Source organism: Rhodococcus sp. JCM 9793 (genome assembly GCF_055380405.1).
Genome location: NZ_AP043719.1, coordinates 73942 through 94935, shown reverse-complemented (window position 1 = coordinate 94935; position 20994 = coordinate 73942). Strand labels below are relative to the sequence as shown.

Below are 20994 nucleotides of genomic sequence, written 5' to 3'. Positions count from 1 at the left end.
ACAGTACCGGAACCTGGCGATCTCGTGGTCGTTGTCGGACGGTGGCTCCAGTTTCTCAAGGTTGCTCAGTAGCAGCCCGCAAGCTAGAACTGCATAAGCATGCGCGCTGTCTTGGTGAATCCGATCCGGTTGGGACACAGCGTGATCTTGTCGAGTGGTGTCCCAGTATTGCCTGCAGGCGCCCGCGCAAGGCTCGTGCCCGTATGCCAACATCTGCGAGCACTATCCGAGTTTCCACACCGGCTCCACCCACCCCGCGGTCCTGGTAGCGCAATGTGTCGACGCCCGGGACCTCGCTGATGAGGCAGAGAAGCGTGGCTGGATCGAGGAGGCGGAGCGGCATCGCGCTCTCGTGTCCCGACTCGAGGTGTTGATCTCCGAATCGACGGCCGGATGAGCGAGTACGCCCTGGTCAGGGTCGAGCGGGTCGACGCTGAGCTCGCCGCCGTGGGCGAGCCGATCACGTTCACTGCCGTCGCCAAACGGGCGCAGGTCGCGCGGGCGACGCTCTACCGCGACACTCAGTTGCGTGCTGCCGGCGACGAACACCGCACCCGGCAAACCGAGGCTCGCACCTCGACCGGCCTGGCCAGCGAAGTCGCACACTTGCGCATCGTCGTCGAAGAGCTTGCCGGCAGGGTGACCCGAAACGAGGAACCACTGCGACGGCTTCGCCGTGATCCGCCCCCGACGATGAACCATTCCGACCGCAATCACCGAGATCTGGGCGGCGATTAGCCGTCCAACGCTACAACAATGCGATGATCGAATCATTTTGGGGAAGAATGCAAACAGAGCTGCTCAATCGGAAGATGGGAGAACGCGGATCGAGTTGGCAACGCGATTTTCGACTACCTCGAGATCTTCCACAACCGTCAAAGACGACACTCTGCACTCGGTAGAGGAATAGTCAAATCCTGTGGATCCTGCTCGTCGCGTGTCGCCTGACACCCGGCAGGGCTACTTCACTCCGTATCAGTCGGCGCTACCCACGAAAAAGGTCGCCGTGGACAAGAACTCCGGCGTGATCTGCACACCGGTAAAGTTCGCCGCCATCGCGAACGATGCCTCGATCACATGGAACCTGCCGTCCGGCAAGGGACCCTCACCACCGTGAGCACGGGCGTGCCTTCCCGCCAGCGCGCCAACGCTGGTCTTGATCAGAATTCGGGTTCCTTGCAGATCATCTTCCGGGAAGGCGCGCCCTCCCGGGATCCACAGGTTCTGATCATTACTCGGCACTCGGTATGCGCACTCCTATAGAGTTCGAAGTGTTCCATCAGTCCATTCAACCTGTAGCCTGAAGTCCGGTAACTCGGCTCCACGGAACTCGGGGCATATCAGTCGGTCCTACCAGTGTTATCGTCTCTTCCAGTCCGGCTCAGATGCATCCCTCACAAGAATAACTCGCTGGAGAACGGCTAGTAGAACTGATTCTTCTCGACCGGCTGTCTTGCGTTGTGGTCGATACAGTCGTTGTATCGCCGCATGAGCTCCCCGAAAGTGGTGAGTTCTTCTACTGGCCAGTCGCTCAAGAGAATCTCATTATGCCGCTGCCGCAGGTCGCGTACCGCTTCCATCTTCTTCCTCCCGATCTGTGACAGCTGAATGAGAGAAACCCGCTTGTCTTCGGCAAACGTCGACCGGGTGATCAACTCGGCCGCTTCCATCGAAGCGATCTTCCGTGTCACAGTCGTGGGCTCGAGAGAAAGCGTCTTCGCTAAGTTGTGGATGCTGACGGGAGCGACGCGATCGAGGGCGCGCGCAATGAGATAACTCGCTCGGTCCATCTCCTTGTAGGTGATCGCCCTTCGACTCTGATGGTCCAACAGCCTCACAAGCACCGCCAACTGTGTCTCTATGACCTGGACCGCTCCAGTTCTCTCCGCACGAAGCTTCCGTCCGTCACGGCTGTGGATGCCTGATGTCATACACTGATGATACATTCAACGGCGTGAAGGACCGAGTCCGGCAGTGATGCATTCGGTGGAACCGGCCTGTCATCAGTTGAGTACTACAGCCATGGATAGAGTTGGTGCTTTGAACTGCATTCTCGGTTGTATATCGGGCTCGTTGCCGGCCTTGTCGTCATAAACCGCCTGTAGGCATTTTTCAACGGTTTTCCTGAGCCAAGACCACACTTCGCCACCTCAACAGGGCGATCGACAAACCCATGCCGCGCTCTGACCGATTTGAGATGCGTGATTAGGGAGAGAGTGAGAGACCGGACCCTTACAGACCGGCCCTTTGGGGAACGACGTCGTTCTCCGCCCAATCCGGGCATCCAAGGAGTTGAGGGCCGGCACCTGGAGCGCTGCTCTTTGGCGTTCGAGGTGCGCGATGCAGCCTAGGTCTCCGCGTAGTTCCCAGCACTCAGAGATGAGTGGAGGCAGGGTCGTCGCGATCGTGTGGTTCAGTTCTTCTGCGGCGCGTTGGCGTAGCTGTTCGAGATCATCGACGTCGTCTTCGATGCCGGGATCGATAGCCCAGCCGAGTTGGGCGCAGGAGTCGATGCCGACGAACCAGACTTGTGCGGTGAGTCCGTGAGGGGTCAGAGCGGCCCCGTGGAGCAGTTTGGTGAGCTTCTCGATCGTGTCGACGGGGCCTGTCTGTCATTCACCAGAGGGGCTGCAGGTGGCGTACGCGGTAAGATGAGGACAGCTTCCGCCATAATTCTCCCAGACCGGTATCCGCCACTTCGTCCAAGTCGTACCGCTGCATCGCGTCGGAGACGTCGAGAAGCAGAGCCGATCTCGCGAGTGATCGACGGACGTGCCTGCAAAAGCTCACATTAAAAGATGTTTCGGTAATAGGGCGTGTCGTTGCGCGTGATTCGCACCGTGCTGCTTGATCATTGACGAATGGCAGGGAAGAAGACCGGTTCCGGCGAGGAGTCCGACGCCCGGAAAGTCAAGCAACGCGGCACTCGTCGTGATCTCGACGCGTTGCGTGACCGACGGATGCGGGCCGCAGAGATGTTCGCCGCAGGGCGACGCCAGATCGATGTCGCGGTCGAGTTGGAGGTCTCCCAGCAGACCGCCTCACGTTGGCACCGGCAGTGGACCGACGGGGGCAACGAGGCACTTGAAGGAGCAGGTCGGGCAGGACGCCGGCCCCGCCTCGACGACACCCAGATCGAGGTGATCCGAGAGGAACTACTCAAAGGACCCCAAGCCCACGGCTTCGCAACCGGAGTATGGACCCTGGGCCGGGTCGCGATCGTGATCGAGCGACTCACCGGCGTGACCTACGGCCCCACGCAGACGTGGACGATCCTACGAACCCGGCTCGGTTGGAGCCGACAGCGACCCGCACGGCGGGCAGTCGAACGCGACGAGGACGCCATTGTCGCCTGGCGCGAGAACGAGTGGCCGCGGATAAAAAAATAGCGCGGCGTCGAGGTGCGTGGATCTGCTTCCAGGACGAAAGCGGTGTGTCGCTGCTGCCTGTGGTCCGCGCAACCTGGGCGCCGAAAGGCGTGACACCTGTTCTGCATCACCGATTCTCCTGGAAACGCATGTCCATGGCCGGAGTCCTGGCCTATCGACCCGACCGCAGCGAGAGCGCGTTCGTGTTCTCCATGACCGACGGCTCGTACAACACCGACAAGCTCATCGAGTTCCTCACCGAACTCCGCGCCCACTTCGCTGGGGAGCAGGTCATCGTGATCTGGGACGGGCTGATGGCTCACCGGTCTGCAGCGATGAAGGCATGGGTGGCGACCCAGCGCGACTGGCTCCACGTCGAACGGCTCCCTGCCTATGCGCCCGAACTCAACCCGATCGAACAGGTCTGGGGCAATATGAAATCCACCGAGCTGGCCAATCTCTGCCCCGACGTCCTCGACGAAGTCCGTGTGGCGACCGAGGCCGGGCTGGTCCGGATCGGGTCGAACTACGACCTGTGCCACGGCTTCCTCGATCACACCGGGCTTTCCCTGTGACCACCACTAACTCAATTACCGAAACCTCTGTAGGACAACTTCGTGCACCGGAGTCCGCCACGCTCATGCGGCAGGACGACGCAGCTCCGCTTGACCTGGTCGACGTTGGTGTAACGGAGCAGACCCAGAGCGTTCTCGGTCTCGTCCTGCAGAATGTCGGGCGCTCGTCGCACGCCGGCTTCACCGCCTACGGCCAGCCCGTACAGATTGACCAAGGCACACTGGTCGATGGTGACCAACGCGGTCGCGTCGTGGAGGTCGTCGGTGTCGGGAGCCGGGAGCCGGGAGCCGGGGTGGGGGCGGGCAGGGTGTCGAGGTGGGCGATCTCGGCGATCCGGGTGTTGATCCGCTGAAGGACGTTGCGGTCCTGCGTCTGCAACCACAGATAGTCCTCCGGTCGCGGTGGTGTACCTGCTGCGCACGAGGACCGGCCTCGACGCCATGACGATACGGGCTCCGAACAGGGCACCCGAAACCGTTGCGGCCGTGACACAGTCGCAGACCGAGCGAGGTAGTCATCGCGAAGTCAAGAGTCACACTCAATGGGGTCAACACTGCCGACCAGGCTCGCCCGATCCTCAGTGTCGCCGCGGTGCTGTGCGGCCCGGTGTGACGTTCGGAGCAGAGGCACTGCCGGGTGGAGGACAGGAGTTTCCGCCGGAAACGTTCGCCGACGGTGACCCAGGCTCGCCTCGGCAGAGCGGTTCCGCCGGAAACGCTGACAGCTGCGTGCACACGAGAGCTCGGACACCGACATCGATCACACGCCCACGCGGGTCCCGAACCGGGCCGGACATTCCGACAGGTCCACGGGTGCAGTATCATCCATGGTGGTATCCCCACATTCCTGTCGGGCGACCCTTGGTTCACCGCGACCCCCCGCGCGGTGAACCCGGCCCCGCCGCCCCGGTCCCCACCCCGGCGGCGGGGCCTCCTGCCTCACCACGCTCGGACAACCGAACCACAAGCTCCGAACGAAGAGCTCGCGCCGTCGAGCAGAGGCCGGGAGCGGGCGCGGCGCCCCACCCCGATCCCGGAGATGAGCTGCGGCCACCGGGCGCCGGACCGCAGAGAAGTGTACGTACCGGATCGAATCTTGTTCACCGTCAACAGTAGTGGTTCCACCAACTCCTCGACGATCACAGCGATCTCATCGAAGGGCGGCCGGAAGGATTCGTAGACCACCCTTCCCCGGGGTGCGAGGGCGCGCAGCGCGGGCCCAGGGGGCACCTGCTCGTCGGTACATGACCTGACGACTGCGCTCACCGGATCACCGACGAAACAGACACCTTCCGCACGCGCCGCGGCGCCGCAGGGTGGTCGACGTGCCGCGACGCAACACGATCACCACACCTGCGCCGGCCGATCGCGCTCGAAAAATGACGTGCACTCTTTCCGGCGGAAAGATTCGGCGGATGCCGTCGCGGCAAGGTCACCACTGCATACTCGCTCCGGGGCCGCACTCGAGCTCGAGGGCGAGGCCGACAGAAGTACTCACCGAACACAGAACCTCCGCTGTGCGACATGATGTTCACCGGCAGGGCGCACGTCGCGTCGGCGGCTCGCGCACGGCACGTACCGCACTTCGACTTCGACTTCGAAGAAAGATCGCGGCCCCCGTGACCGACGCCACCACACCCATTCCGCCAACCTGTCAGATGCACGGGCGCATGTCCGCATGAAGCAACGGTGCTATTCTCGTCGCCGTCCGCGAGCACCATCAGGATCAACAACCGCAGCTGCTTCACGGGTGAGGCGGGCCGCGTACGGTTCGATCAGACGGTGGACCTGGACGCGTGCACGTGCCGCGGCCCGCCAGGCGCGACACTACCTGCGGCGCACGGAACATGGGCGCAATACGTGCGTGCGGCGGCGCACGAGTGCATCGAACGGCACAGCCGTCACCGCACCAGCGCATCTGGGGAGAATCCGAAACGCATTGTTCTACTTGACTGTTCGTGACGGTATCTCTCATCGTGCACGGTGATTGTTCCCACCGCGATGCTCGGGCCCCTCACCGCTGTCGGACTCGAGCCTCACCGGTGGTGTTGTCCGAGAGTCCCGTCGACCAGCCGAACAGCTCGCCGCGCTGCGGTCCCGAACGCACCATGGGAAGTGGTTGCGCCACCGAGAGTCACCGCCAAGGACAGGATGCGGGCGTATCGTCTTGTTCTTCCCGCCGGACAATGATCGGCAATCACGTTCACCGAGGCAAACGCCTCCCAGCGCTGTGCGCAACCATTCGACGACACGACTCCAACGAGAGGACGTCAGCGACGACGCTGTTCCCCCTCACCCCGGAAAGAGGGCTGCTCGACCCGAGTCGCCGTCGTCGAGTTGCTTCGGGCGGGCTGATCACCGCGGAACAGGCACGTTCACTGATCGTCCATTCCGACACGTTCAGCGCTCTCGTCAGGAGGATGAATACACCGTCGACTCGTAATCCGAGAACAGTTCGCGGTGGATCGTCTCGGTCGTGCGGGACCCTGCGGCCGACCGTTGCGCCGACGTCTCGCCGGGAGCATGCTGTCGATCACGTGGATCGACGCGGCGGTCGCGTCCTCGTGTCTTGCGATGATCCATGGGTGGGGTGTGGCCTTCCGCTCGGTACATGATGCTCTCGGATGCGATGATGCCACCGCCGGGCGTCGCGGCATCCTCGACACGCGAGTCCGCCGCGGCGTGCAGATCGCAACGTCGTCACCATCGCACCCTGCCGAGTGCCGTCCCACTACTGGCGCACCTGTCGGGCGCAGCGAACTCGGATCTGCGCAGCGACCACCACGACGCTCCCGAGGGGCGTGTGAGACGGAGGCGCAGTCATCCCGCAACTGGGCGCCCGAGGGGCGGACGAGATGATGGTTCGCTTCTGACGGCCGCGTGGTCACCGCGCGCTACGGTGTGGGCCGACACGTTCTCACGCCACTGAGACCCACGGCGGCATCGGTGCCTGTATGACCGAAGATCCGGCCGGTGCGCACCGTTGCATACCTACGCTCTCCTCTCCGGCGCGGGATTCCTCGACACATAAGCCGTCTCCGAATCAGGGCGTTCATCCGATCCGGGAACGTCCGTCGACCACGCCGACGCCTTCTCCCGACGGTGTCCGCCGGCCCATCCGGTTCCGGGCGACCAGCTCGGCAGGCGGGCACCGTCACACCTGCCTGCCCCGGCGCGGGATCTGATGCGGCGAGCATGTGAGCCGTGCCCACCAGCAGGCCTGACGGTACGAGGGGGTGCCACGAGTGATCAATGACCGGCAGCAACGCCGCGGGGACCGTTCGTTCGAAACTGGCAGAATCGATGACAAGCGTTCCACCCCAATGCAACACAGATATTCGATGATGTCGAGCGGACGCTCGATGAGCACCCTCTACTGGAAGGTCCTGGCTCGCCGTGATGCTCTCCCCCCGTCCGCTGCCTTCACGGGGAACCGGAACGTGCCGACAGCGTCCGTATAAAGCCGGGCTCACCCCTTTCTGTTCCCGGTCAGTCGGCACACCGCCGCAACGCCACCTCCGCCACCCGCTTCGCCTCACCCATCGTCTCCGCAACACCACGCGCACACACCCGCGGAGCCGCACCGTGCGCAACGACACGCCACACCGCCGCACCGCCTGCAAACTCAGCACTCGCCGTGCACTCGCCGACCGACATCGACCACACCCCACGAGACGGAAGCCCGTCCCTCATGACCTCCGCCCTCAGGTCCGATCGGCCCGGCACTCCCCCACTGCGGTGCGCTGCTCTCGCAGAGTTCTCCGCGCGGCGCGTGGCACTCGGTTCCTCCCCCACGTAAAGCGCGTTGAGACCCCCGAGGACCCGCTCGAGGTCCCGTGCTTCAGCGATCATCACATCTCTCCCCTTGTCTCACATTGCGTGCGCCGCCAACCCCCACAGCGCGAATCGGGCGAATCGCGCCGACCGACACAGAGGGCACTGGCGCCAACAGTGAATCTTGCGATTTGTGTTGTACTGCTTCACTTCTCAGTCGATAATACAGTGCCGGATCACTCTGCGGGGCACCGACACAGCCCCGCAACGCACACTGACCACCACTACAGTGGTGGTCAGTACAACGGGAGGTGCCGCTTACACTCCGCGCATCTCGGCCGCGTAGTTGGACTCCGCCCGGTCCCCCACCTCGCCCCAGTCCACTTTCAGCGCGTCGGCCAGATGCCGCAGATCGCAGACCATCTCCGCGATCTGCGCCTCGAACTCATCGTCGGTGGTCCGGCACCGCCGCAGGTACGGCACCACACCGGACGCTGCGAGCAGACCGCGCAGAGCGTTCCGCTGCTCCGCACCACTCGCTGTGTCGGCAAGGGGTGCATCCGCGTGCCGGACACACAACGCAGCGAGGTCGTCCACGTCGCACGCAGCCTGGAGTTCGGCGGCAAAGTCGGTGTCGGTCATCGTCTCGTCTCCCGTCATCGTCAGTGCGGCGTCACAGCCACGGCTCGTCGTCACGACCCTCGACGTACTTGCCCCCGGGCGGGTCGACGTAACGCGCGAGCAACACCGCCCGTACGGCGGGCGACGCCGCAGCCAGGTTGTGATCGCGGGTTTCCTTCCATTCCTCCCACCCCCAGCCCGCACCGGCATCGATGACGTACTCGGTCGCGTCCACGGGCGTGCCATCGACAAATAACTCGAAGCTGGTCGGTCCGTCAGGATCCCTGACAGCCGCAATCTCCACCTCGGGTGTCACGGCGGGTTCGGTGTCATGGTCACGACCGGTTTCGTCGCCGTAGTAGCTCTGGGCGCGGCGGTCGATGTCGTGCCAGTCGAGGCGGAGCTGGTCGGCCAGGTGCCGCAGGTCGCCCGCGAGGTCGGCCAACACGGACTCGAGGTCGTCGGTGTCGGTGTGGGTGCGCTCGCCGTACGGCACCACCGCAACAAGCGCCTCACAGGCCCGCACAGCGCGCGCGGCAGGCGGATCCAGGCAGATGGAGGGATCAGGGTGGTTCGAGGCGTGTACGTCGCGGACAGCGGCCAGGTCAGCGAGGGTGCGGACATCAGCGAACGGGGAGGTCGAAGTCATGCTCAGGTCCTTCTCTTGGGTCGGGTAGGGAACACCGGGTCGGTGGGGCGGTGGGGCCAGAACGCGGCCCCACCGACCGGCAGATCAGGGCTTGCTGACCGTGTAGCCGAGCGCATCGGCGAGCATCTGCAGCAGCTCCTCGCCGTTCGGGAGGTCGATCGCCTTCATCCGCTCCACGGTGGCAGCGCAGTCGTCGGGACGCCCGCACAGGCACTCGGGGTTCTGGGGTTCGTAGTCGTACTCCGAGAACAACGCATCACCGAACGTGGTCGGGTCGATGACCCACCTGTCGGCCCCGTCGAGATCACGCATCAGGTACACCCGCGCCTCTTCGATGTAGTGGGTTCCCTGTGCCTCGGCCTGCGCGATAGGGGTCATGAAGGTCGTCATATTGTGGGTCTCCTCGTGTGTCGATCACATGATCGAAAAAGATTGTGCGGAATCGTCGTAAGTGGCTCTGCCACAGCAGTACTGGACGCGGCTATCCCGACGTGTGCGGAGGCGCACGGTGGACCGTCCGCCCCACCGGTGAGGCAGGGGCGAGACGATCGCTTCCCTGCCCCACCGCACTCAGGTCCCGCCGCTCAGCGCGGCTCGACCTCGAAGACAGACCAGTCGTCGACGGTCACCGCGTACACGCCGTCACGGGACACCCGCTCCGCCGCCAGATTCTCGAGATCCGAGATACAGAACTGCTCATCTCGTGCGGCCTGCTCGGATCGGGCAGCCAGCGGAAGGTCCACGTTCACGGTCAGTGACACCGAGACACTGACCGTGAACTCGCGCTCACGACCCGGCAGGCCTTGGCTTTCCATGAACTGGTCGAACTTCTGGCACAGGTCGTTGTCATCGGCCCACTCGTGCGCAGAATCGACCAGATTGTCACCCACTTCCCGTGATCCGCACACGCCGTGCGCGATTCCTGGATTTCGGCGTCCGCACCCTTCTCCGCAATGTTCAACAGGATGATCGACCGCTACCCACCAGCACCGCGACCAAGACCCACCAGGAAGGGTTCTCGACCCGACATGGCTGCATTGAACAATGCTTCTATCGGAACGAGTACGGAGCGTGCTTTCCGTCGGGAGCGAGGCGTATCCGCAGAACGCCAGATGGGGATGAGCCGAACATGATTGAACCCATACACGTCATCTCCGAGTCCGCTCGAAGCTCAGATGACAGTGGCGTTGTATATCGCAAGATGGGATCTGACCAACTCCAACCCAGCTCGGTCATCGAGCCTGATCGGACCCTGCGACACGGTCATCAGATCACGCAGCTCCACGTCGGCACCAGGTCTGATCGTCATGACGACGGAAAACCTGTCCTCGTCGTTGCGTGCCCGGTATTTGAGCCCGAAAATGCTGTCGGTCCCGCGGAGGATGGCTGTCGCCCAGCCTCGGGTGGTCCCGTAGTCGACCGGATCGCATTTCGTCAGCCAGGTGTCCTGTCCGATCGCCGCCAGATGCGAGCCGTGCACCAATGCGACGGGGACATCATCGGTGACGGTGACCTGGGACAGGACCCGACCAGCCAGCTTGGCCCTACGCAGGATTCGCGGAACGCGGTCATCCAGCGGCAACGACCGGCAGTAGGTCTCCGCGATGCAGGTGGAGATGTCCTCCCCAAAATAGCTGTAGAGGTAGGACCCGTCGGAGGAGTCGAACCGTCCACCTCCTGCCCCCGCGGGAGTCGGATTCAGGGTCAGCGCGCCGCGGTCCGGTGCGCCGGAGTGAATGCGCCACAGCCTGGTTCCTGCGGCGAGCGTCCCGACATGCGCGGCCACCGACGCCGGTGCTGGCCGGTCAGGCAACGTCGTCGTCGATCTCGGCGTGCAGCAACGCGCGCACCGTCTCGAAAGAGCCCTCGTCCAGCAATTGGGCCGGGGACTTGCGGTCTCGGGTCGATGGGTTGGGTGAGAGCCACCACGACGCGACACCCCATGGATCGTCCCGGGCACCGAGACGCACATTGCCGTCGCGCACTATCTGGTTCGCCTCATCGGACAGGGAGAACTGGAACTCCGGATACCGGAACTTCCCGCCGCGCTTGAGGCCGATGACCTCACCTTTGGTGCTGAGTTTGCGTAGTGCGTCGCTGGGGTTGGCCCAGGTCTTGTCGTAGCGATCGGCAACGTCTTTGGCGGACAGGTGCGGGAACGACAGGATGTACTCGACGGCGTCGCTGAGCACGGCCTTCTCGTCGAGGATGTTGTCCGAGTCGATGAGCTCGAGGATCGGGTCGTCCTGGGCGATCTGTCCGGCCAGCATGATGTGGGTGATCCTGTTGGCGACCAGTCGCATGCTCGGCCTGCTGTTGAGCTCGGCTCGCATGCGCGCGATGAACTCGTGGTCGCTCACGTGGGTGTGGCGTTGCTGCGGGTCGGACTCGTAGCCCGAGTCGGCGGTCTTGTGGTCCATGTCCCCTCCGTGTGCAGGTAGGCACGCTCGGATTGTTTCTATCTAGAAGTCTACTGTAGATTCCGTCTTGTCCAGTCAGCCCGTCCGGCCCATTTCGCTAGTCTTCGCTGCAGGTCGACAGCGAACGCAGCAGAAACTGACCTCATCCTTCTGTCGCACCCATGCAGGTCACCCCGGCCTCGACTTTGCGTCACCGCGCCGAACCCCCAAAGAGGCAGGGAAAGCTGCTGCGATACCGCTGGTGCGCTGATGCCGAGAACGAAAGCCGCCCGCGCGAGAAGGTCGAGGCCGGCGGTCGAGGGATCGTCCATCTGAGACCGCTGCTATACCTGCCCGACGGCAGTTTGCGGCAGAAAGAAGTCGACACGGCGATGTACTTCGCCATTGACGATGCCACCCGATCCCCCGGCTTCACCGCAATCGTCACCTCCATCGCCAACAAGTATCGCGGCAGATTCGAGTGGCATCGAGGTCGACGCCATTCAGGGGCGGATCAGACTCCTTCGAGGTTGCCGGCAAGGCACGAACACGCGCCGCGTCCTCGACCTTCCACACTCACGCCGTGAGCTCGGCCAATGAACCATCGTGGTCGGCGTCGTCACTTCCTTAACAGTCCATTCAACGACTGAGGGATCATGTCGACGCCAGCTCCACCGCGATATCCACTGCTGATCCCCCGGCACTACAAATCACAGAGAAGGAGGCTTGAATCGGTAGAATGAAGGGCCTCAATGCCAGGTGACGTCGAGCTTGTCGATGGCGTCGAAGTGGAATCCGAACTGGTCACCGTACACATCGAAGCCCTTGTTCTCCGGATAGTCGAGCGTGGCGTGACGTTCGAGGATCGCCACCACCCGGGCCTGGTCATCGTTGGCCAACGCGGCCGCGATCTCCCGGGACTCGTCGGCACTGAAGGGGACATCGGAGTTCCCGAAGTCCAAGGTGCGGGTGCGGTAGTCGTATCCGGCCTCGTCGCCGTTGCGGACATGCACACGACCGGTCACCCGGATGGTGGCGACCTTCGGTGTTCCGTCGGGGTGAAGGACACCGGCCTTGCGCATGGTGTCCTTTGCCTTTGCGTCTTTGAGTTTGGATTTCGCGTCGTTGCGCAGCTCGTGGGTCTTGCCCGACATGTACTTACGCACCGACGAGGGACTGCGACCGATCTGCTGCGCGACTGCGTTGACGCCGCCGAGCCGTGTAATGGCTGCTCGTCGCTGTGCCAGTTCGGCGACCTCGGGATGCGGGATGCGGTCCTGTTGGGCCCAGCGACGCAATGTTCGGTCGGACGGGGGTGTGCGGCCTGCGTCGATCGCGGCCTGGCGCAGCCCGTCGTTGCCGATCTCGGCGCGCAGCTGAGCGACCGACACTGTCGCGGTCAAGCCGGCCAAACCACTACTGGTTTCCTGCGATTTCGCGACCCCTGCAGCCGCGGCGGCCGCGACTGTGACCTTCAGACCGTCGAGGCCGGTTGTTTTCTGTGGCACGGACTTCGAGCGTGGTTTCGGTAGGTGCAGTGCCATCTAGTCCCCCACCTCGCTGACGTCGATGCCGGTGTCGGCGCCGTAGGCCGCGGCGATCGCGAGACGGACCTCGTGGGTGGTCTCGGCGGCCGCGAACGACAACAGCATCTCGTCGGTCAGGTCGACGTGTTTTTCCACGGTCATCTTGCCCAACGCGTCGCTGTCGTCGGCCACGTTTTCGCCGTCTCCGAGTAGGTAAACCCAGGAGTCGGTCATCGTGCGAATCGGCCACCGTCCGGTCTCCCGGGCGATGCGCATCGCCACGCGGCGGCCACGCCAGCGGCAGTGCGCCATGATCGCAGCCCGCCACAATGGCTGGTGGTGGTGTTGCATGCGGGTGGCGGTCCACATATCCGGGTTGACCATCCGGCCTACGTAGCCTTTGTAGCAAGCTCCGAGAAACCGCTTCATTGCCACGTCGCCGGTCTCGACTGCTACGGTGCGAGCTTCGCGTAGTACCTTGGCCCACTTATCCAAAGCGCGGCCCTGTTCTTCGTAGACCCAGGCTTCGGTGACGTCGAGGTCGTCAACCTCGAGACCCATTCCGCCGTCGGCGATCGGGGCGCACAGCCCTTCGAGGCTGACTGTGGTGATCCACGTCTGCACCGGCTGATTGTCGAGCATGGCGGGGTGCGGCAGCGGTAGTTTCTCGGGAAGTGCGTATTGTGCTGCAGCGGGCAAGGTTACGCGCCAGATTCCGAAGGCAGGCTTGTCGGTGGCCGCGGCTGTTGCGGCGTCGGGGCCCAGCAGGTTCCGGACCCGGCCGTAGCCGAAGGAGAGCATGCCTGCGGAGGCGAGGTAGGAGGCGCGTTGGTCGATAGTGACCAGCGCGGTCGCGCCCGCGAGGTCGTCGGTGTCAGGGAGCCGGGACCAGCCGGCGGCGGGTTCGAGGTCGCCGCGCGGTGCCCCGTCGATCGGTGGGACGGGGCCTGCGGCTGTGACGACGATGCCTTTGCCGGTGCGGAGGCGTTCGCGGCGGATTTTGTCGAGGATCGCGGCGCCGGTGCGGGCCGGGGTGGGGCCGGGCAGGGTGTCGAGATGGGCGACTGACCAGGCCAGGCGGCGGCCGAGTTCGCGGGCGGCAGGCAGGTCGTCGTCGGGGAGGTAGGTTCCGGCGGTGGGGTTTCCGAGGATTCCCATGTCCCCGACTCGGTTTCCCCAGCCGAAGTCTTTGTTCCAGTATGTCCAGACGTAGGGTTCGAGGACCAGGTCGACCATCTGAGTGGCTTTGCCGACTTTCCGGATCAGGTGCACGACGAACCCGGGGTCGCCGCGCAGCTCCCACCCGGCGGTGATCAATGGCGGCAGCGTCGCGGCGATCGTGTGGGTCAGGTCCTCTGCGGCGCGTTGGCGTAGCTGTTCGAGGTCGTCGACGTCGTCTTCGCTGCCGGGGTCGATGGTCCAGCCGAGCTTCGCGCAGGAGTCGATGCCGACGAACCAGACCTGTGCGGTGAGTCCGTGGGGGGTCAGGGCGGCCCAGTGGAGCAGTGTGGCGAGTTTGTCGATGGTGTCGACGGGGCCTGTCTGTCGTTCCCCTGAGGGGCTGTAGGTGGCTTTCGCGGTGACGATGAGGGCGTGTCCGTCGGCTTCGGTGCCGGCAGGAAGGGATTCCCACGGCTTCGGATGACTGGTGTTGTCCTCAACCGGATCTTCTTGCCCGGCCTGTGCGTCGTCGATGGCATTGCGGGCGTCGGCGGCCACATCGACAGTTGTATCGGATTCGGGTCCGGCGTGATCGATAGTGCCGGGCACGGCCTGTTCTGGTTCGCTGACGAGTTGAGTGTCGGGCGTGACATGTTCGTCGATGTGCTCGGCATCGGAGCTGGGTTCGACGTCAAAGAGTGCGAACTGTTCGTCGCTTTTGCTCATCGTGACTCCACGCGGGATCGTATGAGGTTGCGGTCGTGAAGTATTGGGTCTATCTGTTTGTGGTGGCGGGGCGGGGGTGTTGTTGTGAGACCCCGCGAGCGCGTGTGTACGCCAGTCCCTGTACTCGACGTGCTCTCCTGTGTGCAGAGATGTGAGCCAATCATCGGTCTGGCGTCCTTCTTGGGATGTCCTCGTCGTTGGACCAGGTGGCGCGCCCTATGCGAGCGGTGTTGTCTCTTATCCGAGAATTCATGCTGTGGAAAAGATTTGGGCGAGCTGTTGACTGAGCCACGTCTAACGTGTGCACGATGGTCTGTGCGAGAAGGTTTCTTCGTTGTGCAGGTGACGCACCCAGCCGACGAGAGTCTGGCTGGATGCGTCACCATAGGATCTCCGATCGAACTCGACTAGCCCAGTTCGAGTGCGTCAACGAGTCTCCGCTGCTCGTCGCTGGAGTAGTGCCTGCGCACTGCGGCGGCGAGCAGTGCCGGATCGGCTCCGAGCTTCTTCAGTGCCTGCACTACCTTGTCGGCCGGCTCGGCTTTTGGCGACGGTTCGGCGGTGTCTTTCTCTTCAGAGTTCGGCTGGGGATCATGAGTCTCCGGCTCGGCTTTTGCCTTGTCCGGCTGCGGGTTCTGCGCCGCTTCCCAGGCTGCGACCTGCTCTTCGAGGGGAACTTTGGCAAGTGTCCGTGCATGTCTGACCGCAAGATCGCCTGCACGGAGAGCTGCCTGAAGTTCGGGAGCAAGTTTCAGTAAGGCGCGACGCTGGGATACCCATCCTTTGGAGCGTCCAAGCTTTTCTGCTGCCGCGTCGGCAGTGCCGAACTCCTTGACCATGAGTTCAACAGCCTTGGCTTCTTCGAGAACGTCGAAGTCTCGGCGATCGATGTTCTCACTGGTGGCAGCCCAGAGGACCTCTCCCCTGTTGGCCGCAATGCTGTCTCGGACAACGACGTCGAGGCCTTCGCGTCCGTACTTGACGGCAGCGGCGAGACGTCGGTTTCCGTTGACGACGACGTACTGTGCGGTGCCGATCTCGGGCTTGTCTTCTGGCCAGAGTTTGAGCCATGCGTCGCGGCTGACGGCAGTTCCGGGTTGCAGCTGCCGATCAGTGATCGTAGCGAGATCGGACAGGTCGCCGATCTCATCACGGGGATTGCGTGGGTTCGCGACGAGCTGCTCGACGGGTACATCCGCCATGAACTGGCCATCGACCGGTTCGATGTCGACTTTCTTGGGGCTGGTGGTGGTTCGCTTGCGGTCGACGGGCGAGTTATCGCCTACAGCTCCGACCAGTGACGCGAAGTTCGCTCGCCCTCCCTTGGGCGGCATCAGCGGCCGCCGTCCGCGAGTTCGAGGCTGAGCTTGTAGAAGTCCTCTCGTGCCTGGAGGGAGACGCGGTTCGCTTCGTACTCGGTAACAACTCTGCCTTCGGCGGCAGCTCGTGTGTGAACCTTGTAGTGGCGCACTACGGTTCGTGCGAGGGGCCAGCCGTTGGCTTGGACGAATGCTCGTGTTTGTTCGAGGTCGACCTTGCCGTCTCGCGGATCCCAGTTGTTGACTACGACAATGAATTTCTTGCCTAGTGGTTCGAGGACCTGCTTGATGGTGCGTGCGGTCGGATCGAAGCAGAGAGGTTCGGGCTCGATCGGGACGATGACCAGATCTGCAACGTCAAGGACTGCTCGGAGCGCGTCACCGGAAGAGCCGGCGCCCAGTACGTCAGTTCCGTCGTCGTTGCCGGACAGGTCAATCCAGCCTGGTGTGTCGACGTAGACGTGTTTAATGCCGGGGAGCTTGTCGAGGTTACGGAGCACTTCGAGATTGTCGTGGACCTGATCGATGAGGAACGGAAGTTCCTCTACGCGTGAAGCCCACCACACTGCGGATCCCTGCGGGTCAACCGAAATCGCCGCCACGGGTGATTGGACGTCGTCGTCATCATCCGAGGTGAGTACGTCCGCCTTCACGGCTGCAAGATTCATTGTGAGGGTGGACTTTCCGACTCCACCCTTCTGGTTCAACATGACATGTACAGCCATCTGTTACCTCCGTATGCTTCACCCCTCCCGGGGCTACTTCGGACTTCCACCACCACGTTCCAATCGAGGTGGTGATTGCGCCACCACTACTGTAATTGGTCTGAGACCAACTTTCGTGGATTACGCTCCCCGTACAATAGACCCACGCAGGTCTATTGAGCAACAGGACCGCGTAGGATCACCGATCATGGTCCGTTACCTGACGTTGCACGAACTCGCTGATCGTGTTGGTATCACCTACAACACCGCGAAAGGGTACCTCCGCAAAGGCGTTCTCCCAGAACCAGATGCAACAATCGGACCTAGGTGTGGCTGGCTCCCGGAAACCGTCGATGAATGGATGGAGACCCGCCCTGGTCGCGGACGCTGGGGGCGTGACGGCGCTCCTCTACATTGAGCTTCGCCGGCGCAGCATCCAAAATTTCTTGAGCAATTCGGCGTGTCATCTACGTCGCAGCAAGAATGTTATGAGCGCGCTCCCCGCGATACACCGCTGCGACATCTGGAGGATCAGTCACTCAGGTCTATTTTGTCACTGTGACGTAATAGGAGGCCGGTGCAGATGAAATCCTTCTCGCGCATCGGTCTGTATAGATATTTAGTATGAATCATTAATATATATTTTCTCCAGTGGCGGTCTTCGGTTGTCCGATGGATGGCTCTCACGGAGACGAACTCTCCCCATAACCACCCTTAGGGCCGTACCAGGAGTCCTGAGAAATCCTTGCTCCGCTCAAGGCACTGGTGTTCTTCCATTCTCACCGCGAAAGCATCGTCAACCCGAATGGCTTCGGCCGAAGAGCAGACCTACTTTCCAGATTTACCGCGGTAAACCGTCAAAGCTAACGAAAGAGGATTCCATGTGAGACCCGATATCGAATCTCGCAGACACAGATACAAGAAGCTTCTGAGCTAGGAGGCGGGGCTCAGAAGCAGGAAATCATTGGTCCTCCTCTCCCCCGCCATCGCACCTTTACACAGGCTGCCAGATCGAGAGCTCGGAGCTTTGCAAGGATCAGGGTTTGGTAAGGGCGATCAGCGATCATCGACTCCGATCTCCGCCCGATCGCCGAGAGCGATCAGGCGAGTCCATTTTCAGATCTCCGCTGCCTTCCGCAGCCCATGAACTACACGCCCTACAAGGTCGTACATCGAAGCGCAGGTAACTTGGCGATGCGCAGACTCAATCCATACCGCGCACTTTGCGCGACGGCGTCCGCGATCCAAGTGCAGCAGCTGGCTACTAGCGGAGACTCGGAGATCTCGTCTCGCCGGTTTATCCCGCAGGCGTGGGGATTGTGGAATGCCCAGATTCCGATAAGAGCACGCTCAACATTTTTTCGGTAGCCGACATCGGCCACATGTAACCGATTGACCATCGGAAACCACTCCCCCGGTTTACCGCGGTAAACCGCCCTTTGGGCTGCCACACCGGAGGAAATGATCACGGGGCTCGTTCCGCAGTTGGCGCCCGTCTCATTTCTCGCGGCACGGATGCGGGGGCGCTGGCAACTGATTCTCAGTCCAGTCTTCTTCTCAGTCCAGTTCTCTCGTCATGCCACGGTTTACCGCGGTAAACCGTGGCATGACCGCGCGCGTAGGGGAACGGAACAGATTGCGATCTCATCCCACCCATGACCACCTTCATTCAATATTGCTTACCTCCGAACTTCAGCAGGGCCGATCCCCTGGTTTACCGCGGTAAACCACGTGCCATGCTTTCGGTCGTCAATGAGATTTGGCTGGTGATCAGAAACCGCGCCATTTCGGAGTCGTTCGACTTCCTACTGAGATGTCGATAGAGATCGCTACCAGCGGAACCTGGCCGATGGGGCTACGCCCGTCGGTAGGTTTTAGCGCTGCACCCTTCCTGCCTCTCCGAAGAGTATCCGGTTTACCGTGGTAAACGAGCGAGCTCGCCCCGAACCCAATTGGAGCCCTCGAAACTTCGTCGGCCCTAGATATGAAGTCAACGTTGGCGGTGCGGTTTACCGCGGTAAACCGCCGCAACTGGGCTGCCTCACGTTGTCATGGTGTGTCGGCTTGTTCGCCCGAGACTTAGGAGCGAACGCCGTACGCATGTCGCCGGGGTGTGTTTACCGCGGTAAACATGAGGCTGCTCAGGTCAACACCAAGTCGGATCGATAGAGAGGTCATCCCGCTTTCGTATGTTGTGAGGTTGGCGCCTTCCGGCCGAGGTGTCATTCTGTTTACCGCGGTAAACGTCACAGTTCCGGTTTTCGGCGGGCACTACTCGGCACGGACGGTCCCAGCAGCGCCGCTGATCGCCCGCTCGATCCATACACGAATCGCCGATTGACCCCTCCGGAAGCGAACACTCAGAATTCCGTGGCGATCCGCGCGACGTTTATCAGTTGTCTTGGACTAGGGCGCAGAGTTGGTTTACCGCGGTAAACCATGGATTCTTGTTGAGGTAAATATCCGCTCCGGGATGTGGTTGTGGCTGATTCGTGGAGAATTGTGCGGAGTCACGGGTCCCATATGGCGGGGGCTGTGTGGAGGGCGAGGTGTAGCTGCGCCCTCCTGGAGGCTATGCAAATTGGGCGTCAGCCGTTGAGTTGGGGGGTAAAGCTCCCTGACCCCATAGGGGATCTTCTCGATCAAGGCTGGGCGCACTATCCGTCGTTCGTCGCACCTTGCGAGCTCCTGCGCGTGTTTACCGCGGTAAACACGCTCCATCAATTGGAGTGAAAGAAGGCACTAGCGGCGCCTGGTTTACCGCGGTAAACCAGGGCTGCAAGACCCGCTGGGTTACCGAGGTGGGGGAGTGCTGCGGTTGCATCAGCGGCGGACGGCGGTTGGTTTACCGCGGTAAACTTGTAAAGCATCAGGAGTGGTGTTACCTACTGTGACCTCTTGCACCCAACCCCCTGGTCACTTTGTCACGATGAGGACTCAGGACGGTCACAAGCCTCGACTAGATCAGCGAGTTGTGTCGGAGGCAGGAGAGGGGACCTTCTTGGTGATCGGACAAATGAGGCGCTCGACATTCAAGTGTTCTCAGCACGCGAACGGGAGTGTTTCGGCACACTTCCCCTTACTAGAGAGCGCCTCTCGAATACGGCTCATTGATTCCTCCCTGGTGCTGGTGGAGGCTATATTTGCTTTTCGAGTGGAAGCGACTGCAAATGCGTTTTGCCGTTCGAGGTCTCTGCGCATCTTCGCTTCTGCTGCTCGTTCCGAGGGGGAAAGGCCTGTCCAGTCGATTCGAGCCAAACGCCAGTGCAGGAACTTGATGGGGTTGTCAAGGGAGCCAGTCTGCGGCCATGTCCAACCACGTCGCTGAGTGTCTTCGCTGAGAGCTTTTGCGATATCTCGTCCAGTCCAACGAGACGTATCGACGCAATGGGCCCTGAGAGCGTCACAGACGGATCCGATGTGCTTTCCGGTGTCCAGTACTGGAGCAAGTGAAACTAGTTCGGCAGCGGCCTTCTGGAGGCCAATCGGCCGTGGTTTGTGGCCGGAAAATGAAGTATTTGCGCGTGCGTACCCGCGCGTGCGCGTTGTCTTGTACTTCCTAACGGAAGTAGAAGTACTAAAAGCAAGAACAAGAGATTGGGGGCCATCGTTGTCAGGTTGTGGATGAATCGCTGGGGGAAGAGGACTCGCTTGGTGGCACTCGCCGGCAGCTGGCTTGGTGGTGCTGAGTGCGGGGGCATCGCGAACGACGGCAGGCTTGGGGGAGATCAGTGCCCACACGCTGGTTGCCTTGACCTGTGTGCGTCCGTGATGGGCTTCGGCGGCCCATTGTTCGACCGTGCGGAGGTACCGCCCTCTGACCATCTCCTGAGCCATGCCGAGCTCGGAAAGGACTCGACGGGCGCGTTTGAGGACGGTGATGGACACGCCGGCGCGTTTGGAGAGGAAATCTCGCGATGCTGTGACGCGTCGGCCGGTGCGTTGGTCCGCTACGGCGGCCATGCTTACTGCGACGGCGAATACTCGCTCGGGATCAATATTGTGTTGCCGGCAGAGTTTAATTCCATCGTCATTATTGAGTGATTCTCGAACCTGGCGTTGCCACGGAATCCTGCCGGACCAAAGGGGGGTGCTTGATTGCAATTTCGACGGCACTGGAATTGACCAGGTTCGGCCGCGTTGGTCGCTCTCGGAATTAATTCTTTCGATGC

At 62.2% G+C, this 20994-nt stretch carries 20 protein-coding genes; 6 read left to right on the top strand and 14 right to left on the bottom strand.

The window, feature by feature from the left end:
* Positions 1 to 157 precede the first annotated feature (157 nt).
* Together ACZ46K_RS01235 and ACZ46K_RS01230 are read left to right on the top strand one after the other, a co-directional pair.
* Positions 158 to 397, top strand: a complete 240-nt coding sequence (locus ACZ46K_RS01235; protein WP_464743401.1) for a hypothetical protein — start codon at positions 158 to 160, stop codon at positions 395 to 397.
* Positions 394 to 738, top strand: a complete 345-nt coding sequence (locus ACZ46K_RS01230) for a hypothetical protein (RefSeq protein ID WP_054807479.1) — start codon at positions 394 to 396, stop codon at positions 736 to 738. The genes ACZ46K_RS01235 and ACZ46K_RS01230 overlap by 4 nt, the downstream gene beginning before the upstream one ends.
* Before the next feature lie 237 nt (positions 739 to 975).
* On the opposite strand, the gene ACZ46K_RS01225 is transcribed toward ACZ46K_RS01230, so the two are convergent.
* Positions 976 to 1242 carry a DUF6461 domain-containing protein gene (locus ACZ46K_RS01225; RefSeq protein ID WP_464743399.1) on the bottom strand — a complete coding sequence of 89 codons (267 nt, stop codon included), beginning with the start codon at positions 1240 to 1242 and terminating at the stop codon, positions 976 to 978.
* A 179-nt stretch (positions 1243 to 1421) separates the two neighbouring features.
* Positions 1422 to 1931: a MarR family transcriptional regulator gene (locus tag ACZ46K_RS01220; protein ID WP_054807477.1), complete on the bottom strand. Its 510-nt coding sequence runs from the start codon at positions 1929 to 1931 to the stop codon at positions 1422 to 1424.
* A 930-nt stretch (positions 1932 to 2861) separates the two neighbouring features.
* Between ACZ46K_RS01220 and ACZ46K_RS01215 the strand changes: the two genes are divergently transcribed.
* Complete coding sequence (locus tag ACZ46K_RS01215; RefSeq protein ID WP_464743397.1) at positions 2862 to 3389, top strand: winged helix-turn-helix domain-containing protein; 528 nt, start codon at positions 2862 to 2864, stop codon at positions 3387 to 3389.
* A complete protein-coding gene (locus ACZ46K_RS01210; RefSeq protein WP_464743395.1) occupies positions 3368 to 3943 on the top strand; it encodes an IS630 family transposase in 576 nt (191 codons plus the stop codon). The genes ACZ46K_RS01215 and ACZ46K_RS01210 overlap by 22 nt, the downstream gene beginning before the upstream one ends.
* Positions 3944 to 3954: 11 nt before the next feature.
* Here ACZ46K_RS01210 and ACZ46K_RS01205 read toward each other — a convergent pair whose 3' ends face one another.
* The 8 genes from ACZ46K_RS01205 to ACZ46K_RS01170 all read right to left on the bottom strand — a co-directional run bounded on the left by ACZ46K_RS01205 (position 3955) and on the right by ACZ46K_RS01170 (position 11407).
* Positions 3955 to 4386 carry an alpha-hydroxy-acid oxidizing protein gene (locus tag ACZ46K_RS01205; protein WP_464743393.1) on the bottom strand — a complete coding sequence of 144 codons (432 nt, stop codon included), beginning with the start codon at positions 4384 to 4386 and terminating at the stop codon, positions 3955 to 3957.
* Positions 4387 to 7432: 3046 nt separating this feature from the next.
* Positions 7433 to 7795, bottom strand: a complete 363-nt coding sequence (locus ACZ46K_RS01200; protein ID WP_464743391.1) for a hypothetical protein — start codon at positions 7793 to 7795, stop codon at positions 7433 to 7435.
* A 240-nt stretch (positions 7796 to 8035) separates the two neighbouring features.
* Positions 8036 to 8359 (bottom strand): hypothetical protein, encoded by a 324-nt coding sequence (locus ACZ46K_RS01195; RefSeq protein ID WP_464743389.1) that lies wholly within the window; start codon positions 8357 to 8359, stop codon positions 8036 to 8038.
* A 31-nt stretch (positions 8360 to 8390) separates the two neighbouring features.
* The gene (locus ACZ46K_RS01190; RefSeq protein ID WP_464743387.1) at positions 8391 to 8987 is read right to left on the bottom strand and encodes a hypothetical protein; all 597 of its coding nucleotides are present in this window, start codon (positions 8985 to 8987) and stop codon (positions 8391 to 8393) included.
* Positions 8988 to 9071: 84 nt separating this feature from the next.
* The gene (locus ACZ46K_RS01185; RefSeq protein WP_054807453.1) at positions 9072 to 9377 is read right to left on the bottom strand and encodes a hypothetical protein; all 306 of its coding nucleotides are present in this window, start codon (positions 9375 to 9377) and stop codon (positions 9072 to 9074) included.
* 194 nt (positions 9378 to 9571) lie between these two features.
* Positions 9572 to 9877: a hypothetical protein gene (locus ACZ46K_RS01180; protein WP_054807454.1), complete on the bottom strand. Its 306-nt coding sequence runs from the start codon at positions 9875 to 9877 to the stop codon at positions 9572 to 9574.
* Positions 9878 to 10158: 281 nt separating this feature from the next.
* The gene (locus ACZ46K_RS01175) at positions 10159 to 10773 is read right to left on the bottom strand and encodes an RES family NAD+ phosphorylase (RefSeq protein ID WP_464743385.1); all 615 of its coding nucleotides are present in this window, start codon (positions 10771 to 10773) and stop codon (positions 10159 to 10161) included.
* Between the two features lie 19 nt (positions 10774 to 10792).
* Complete coding sequence (locus tag ACZ46K_RS01170) at positions 10793 to 11407, bottom strand: hypothetical protein (RefSeq protein WP_054810638.1); 615 nt, start codon at positions 11405 to 11407, stop codon at positions 10793 to 10795.
* A 161-nt stretch (positions 11408 to 11568) separates the two neighbouring features.
* Here ACZ46K_RS01170 and ACZ46K_RS01165 point away from each other — a divergent pair, with 161 nt between their 5' ends.
* Positions 11569 to 11973 carry a hypothetical protein gene (locus ACZ46K_RS01165; protein WP_054807455.1) on the top strand — a complete coding sequence of 135 codons (405 nt, stop codon included), beginning with the start codon at positions 11569 to 11571 and terminating at the stop codon, positions 11971 to 11973.
* Positions 11974 to 12135: 162 nt separating this feature from the next.
* Here ACZ46K_RS01165 and ACZ46K_RS01160 read toward each other — a convergent pair whose 3' ends face one another.
* From ACZ46K_RS01160 to ACZ46K_RS01145, 4 genes are all read right to left on the bottom strand, one after another.
* Positions 12136 to 12930 (bottom strand): hypothetical protein, encoded by a 795-nt coding sequence (locus ACZ46K_RS01160; protein WP_054807456.1) that lies wholly within the window; start codon positions 12928 to 12930, stop codon positions 12136 to 12138.
* Positions 12931 to 14799 carry a hypothetical protein gene (locus tag ACZ46K_RS01155; RefSeq protein WP_464743382.1) on the bottom strand — a complete coding sequence of 623 codons (1869 nt, stop codon included), beginning with the start codon at positions 14797 to 14799 and terminating at the stop codon, positions 12931 to 12933. It lies immediately after the preceding gene.
* A 407-nt stretch (positions 14800 to 15206) separates the two neighbouring features.
* Positions 15207 to 16133, bottom strand: a complete 927-nt coding sequence (locus ACZ46K_RS01150; protein WP_054810285.1) for a ParB/RepB/Spo0J family partition protein — start codon at positions 16131 to 16133, stop codon at positions 15207 to 15209.
* Positions 16133 to 16843: a nucleotide-binding protein gene (locus tag ACZ46K_RS01145; protein ID WP_464743380.1), complete on the bottom strand. Its 711-nt coding sequence runs from the start codon at positions 16841 to 16843 to the stop codon at positions 16133 to 16135. The genes ACZ46K_RS01150 and ACZ46K_RS01145 overlap by 1 nt, the downstream gene beginning before the upstream one ends.
* A 3747-nt stretch (positions 16844 to 20590) precedes the next feature.
* Between ACZ46K_RS01145 and ACZ46K_RS01140 the strand changes: the two genes are divergently transcribed.
* Positions 20591 to 20866: a hypothetical protein gene (locus ACZ46K_RS01140; RefSeq protein WP_464743378.1), complete on the top strand. Its 276-nt coding sequence runs from the start codon at positions 20591 to 20593 to the stop codon at positions 20864 to 20866.
* Positions 20867 to 20994 lie beyond the last annotated feature (128 nt).

Bases quoted from the DNA above. Each gene is read 5' to 3' on its own strand.
- ACZ46K_RS01230 (WP_054807479.1), top strand. From the start codon at position 394: ATGAGCGAGTACGCCCTGGTCAGGGTCGAGCGGGTCGACGCTGAGCTC.
- ACZ46K_RS01220 (WP_054807477.1), bottom strand. From the start codon at position 1,931: ATGACATCAGGCATCCACAGCCGTGACGGACGGAAGCTTCGTGCGGAG.
- ACZ46K_RS01215 (WP_464743397.1), top strand. From the start codon at position 2,862: ATGGCAGGGAAGAAGACCGGTTCCGGCGAGGAGTCCGACGCCCGGAAA.
- ACZ46K_RS01205 (WP_464743393.1), bottom strand. From the start codon at position 4,386: ATGGCGTCGAGGCCGGTCCTCGTGCGCAGCAGGTACACCACCGCGACC.
- ACZ46K_RS01200 (WP_464743391.1), bottom strand. From the start codon at position 7,795: ATGATCGCTGAAGCACGGGACCTCGAGCGGGTCCTCGGGGGTCTCAAC.
- ACZ46K_RS01195 (WP_464743389.1), bottom strand. From the start codon at position 8,359: ATGACCGACACCGACTTTGCCGCCGAACTCCAGGCTGCGTGCGACGTG.
- ACZ46K_RS01190 (WP_464743387.1), bottom strand. From the start codon at position 8,987: ATGACTTCGACCTCCCCGTTCGCTGATGTCCGCACCCTCGCTGACCTG.
- ACZ46K_RS01185 (WP_054807453.1), bottom strand. From the start codon at position 9,377: ATGACGACCTTCATGACCCCTATCGCGCAGGCCGAGGCACAGGGAACC.
- ACZ46K_RS01170 (WP_054810638.1), bottom strand. From the start codon at position 11,407: ATGGACCACAAGACCGCCGACTCGGGCTACGAGTCCGACCCGCAGCAA.
- ACZ46K_RS01165 (WP_054807455.1), top strand. From the start codon at position 11,569: ATGCAGGTCACCCCGGCCTCGACTTTGCGTCACCGCGCCGAACCCCCA.
- ACZ46K_RS01160 (WP_054807456.1), bottom strand. From the start codon at position 12,930: ATGGCACTGCACCTACCGAAACCACGCTCGAAGTCCGTGCCACAGAAA.
- ACZ46K_RS01155 (WP_464743382.1), bottom strand. From the start codon at position 14,799: ATGAGCAAAAGCGACGAACAGTTCGCACTCTTTGACGTCGAACCCAGC.
- ACZ46K_RS01150 (WP_054810285.1), bottom strand. From the start codon at position 16,133: ATGCCGCCCAAGGGAGGGCGAGCGAACTTCGCGTCACTGGTCGGAGCT.
- ACZ46K_RS01145 (WP_464743380.1), bottom strand. From the start codon at position 16,843: ATGGCTGTACATGTCATGTTGAACCAGAAGGGTGGAGTCGGAAAGTCC.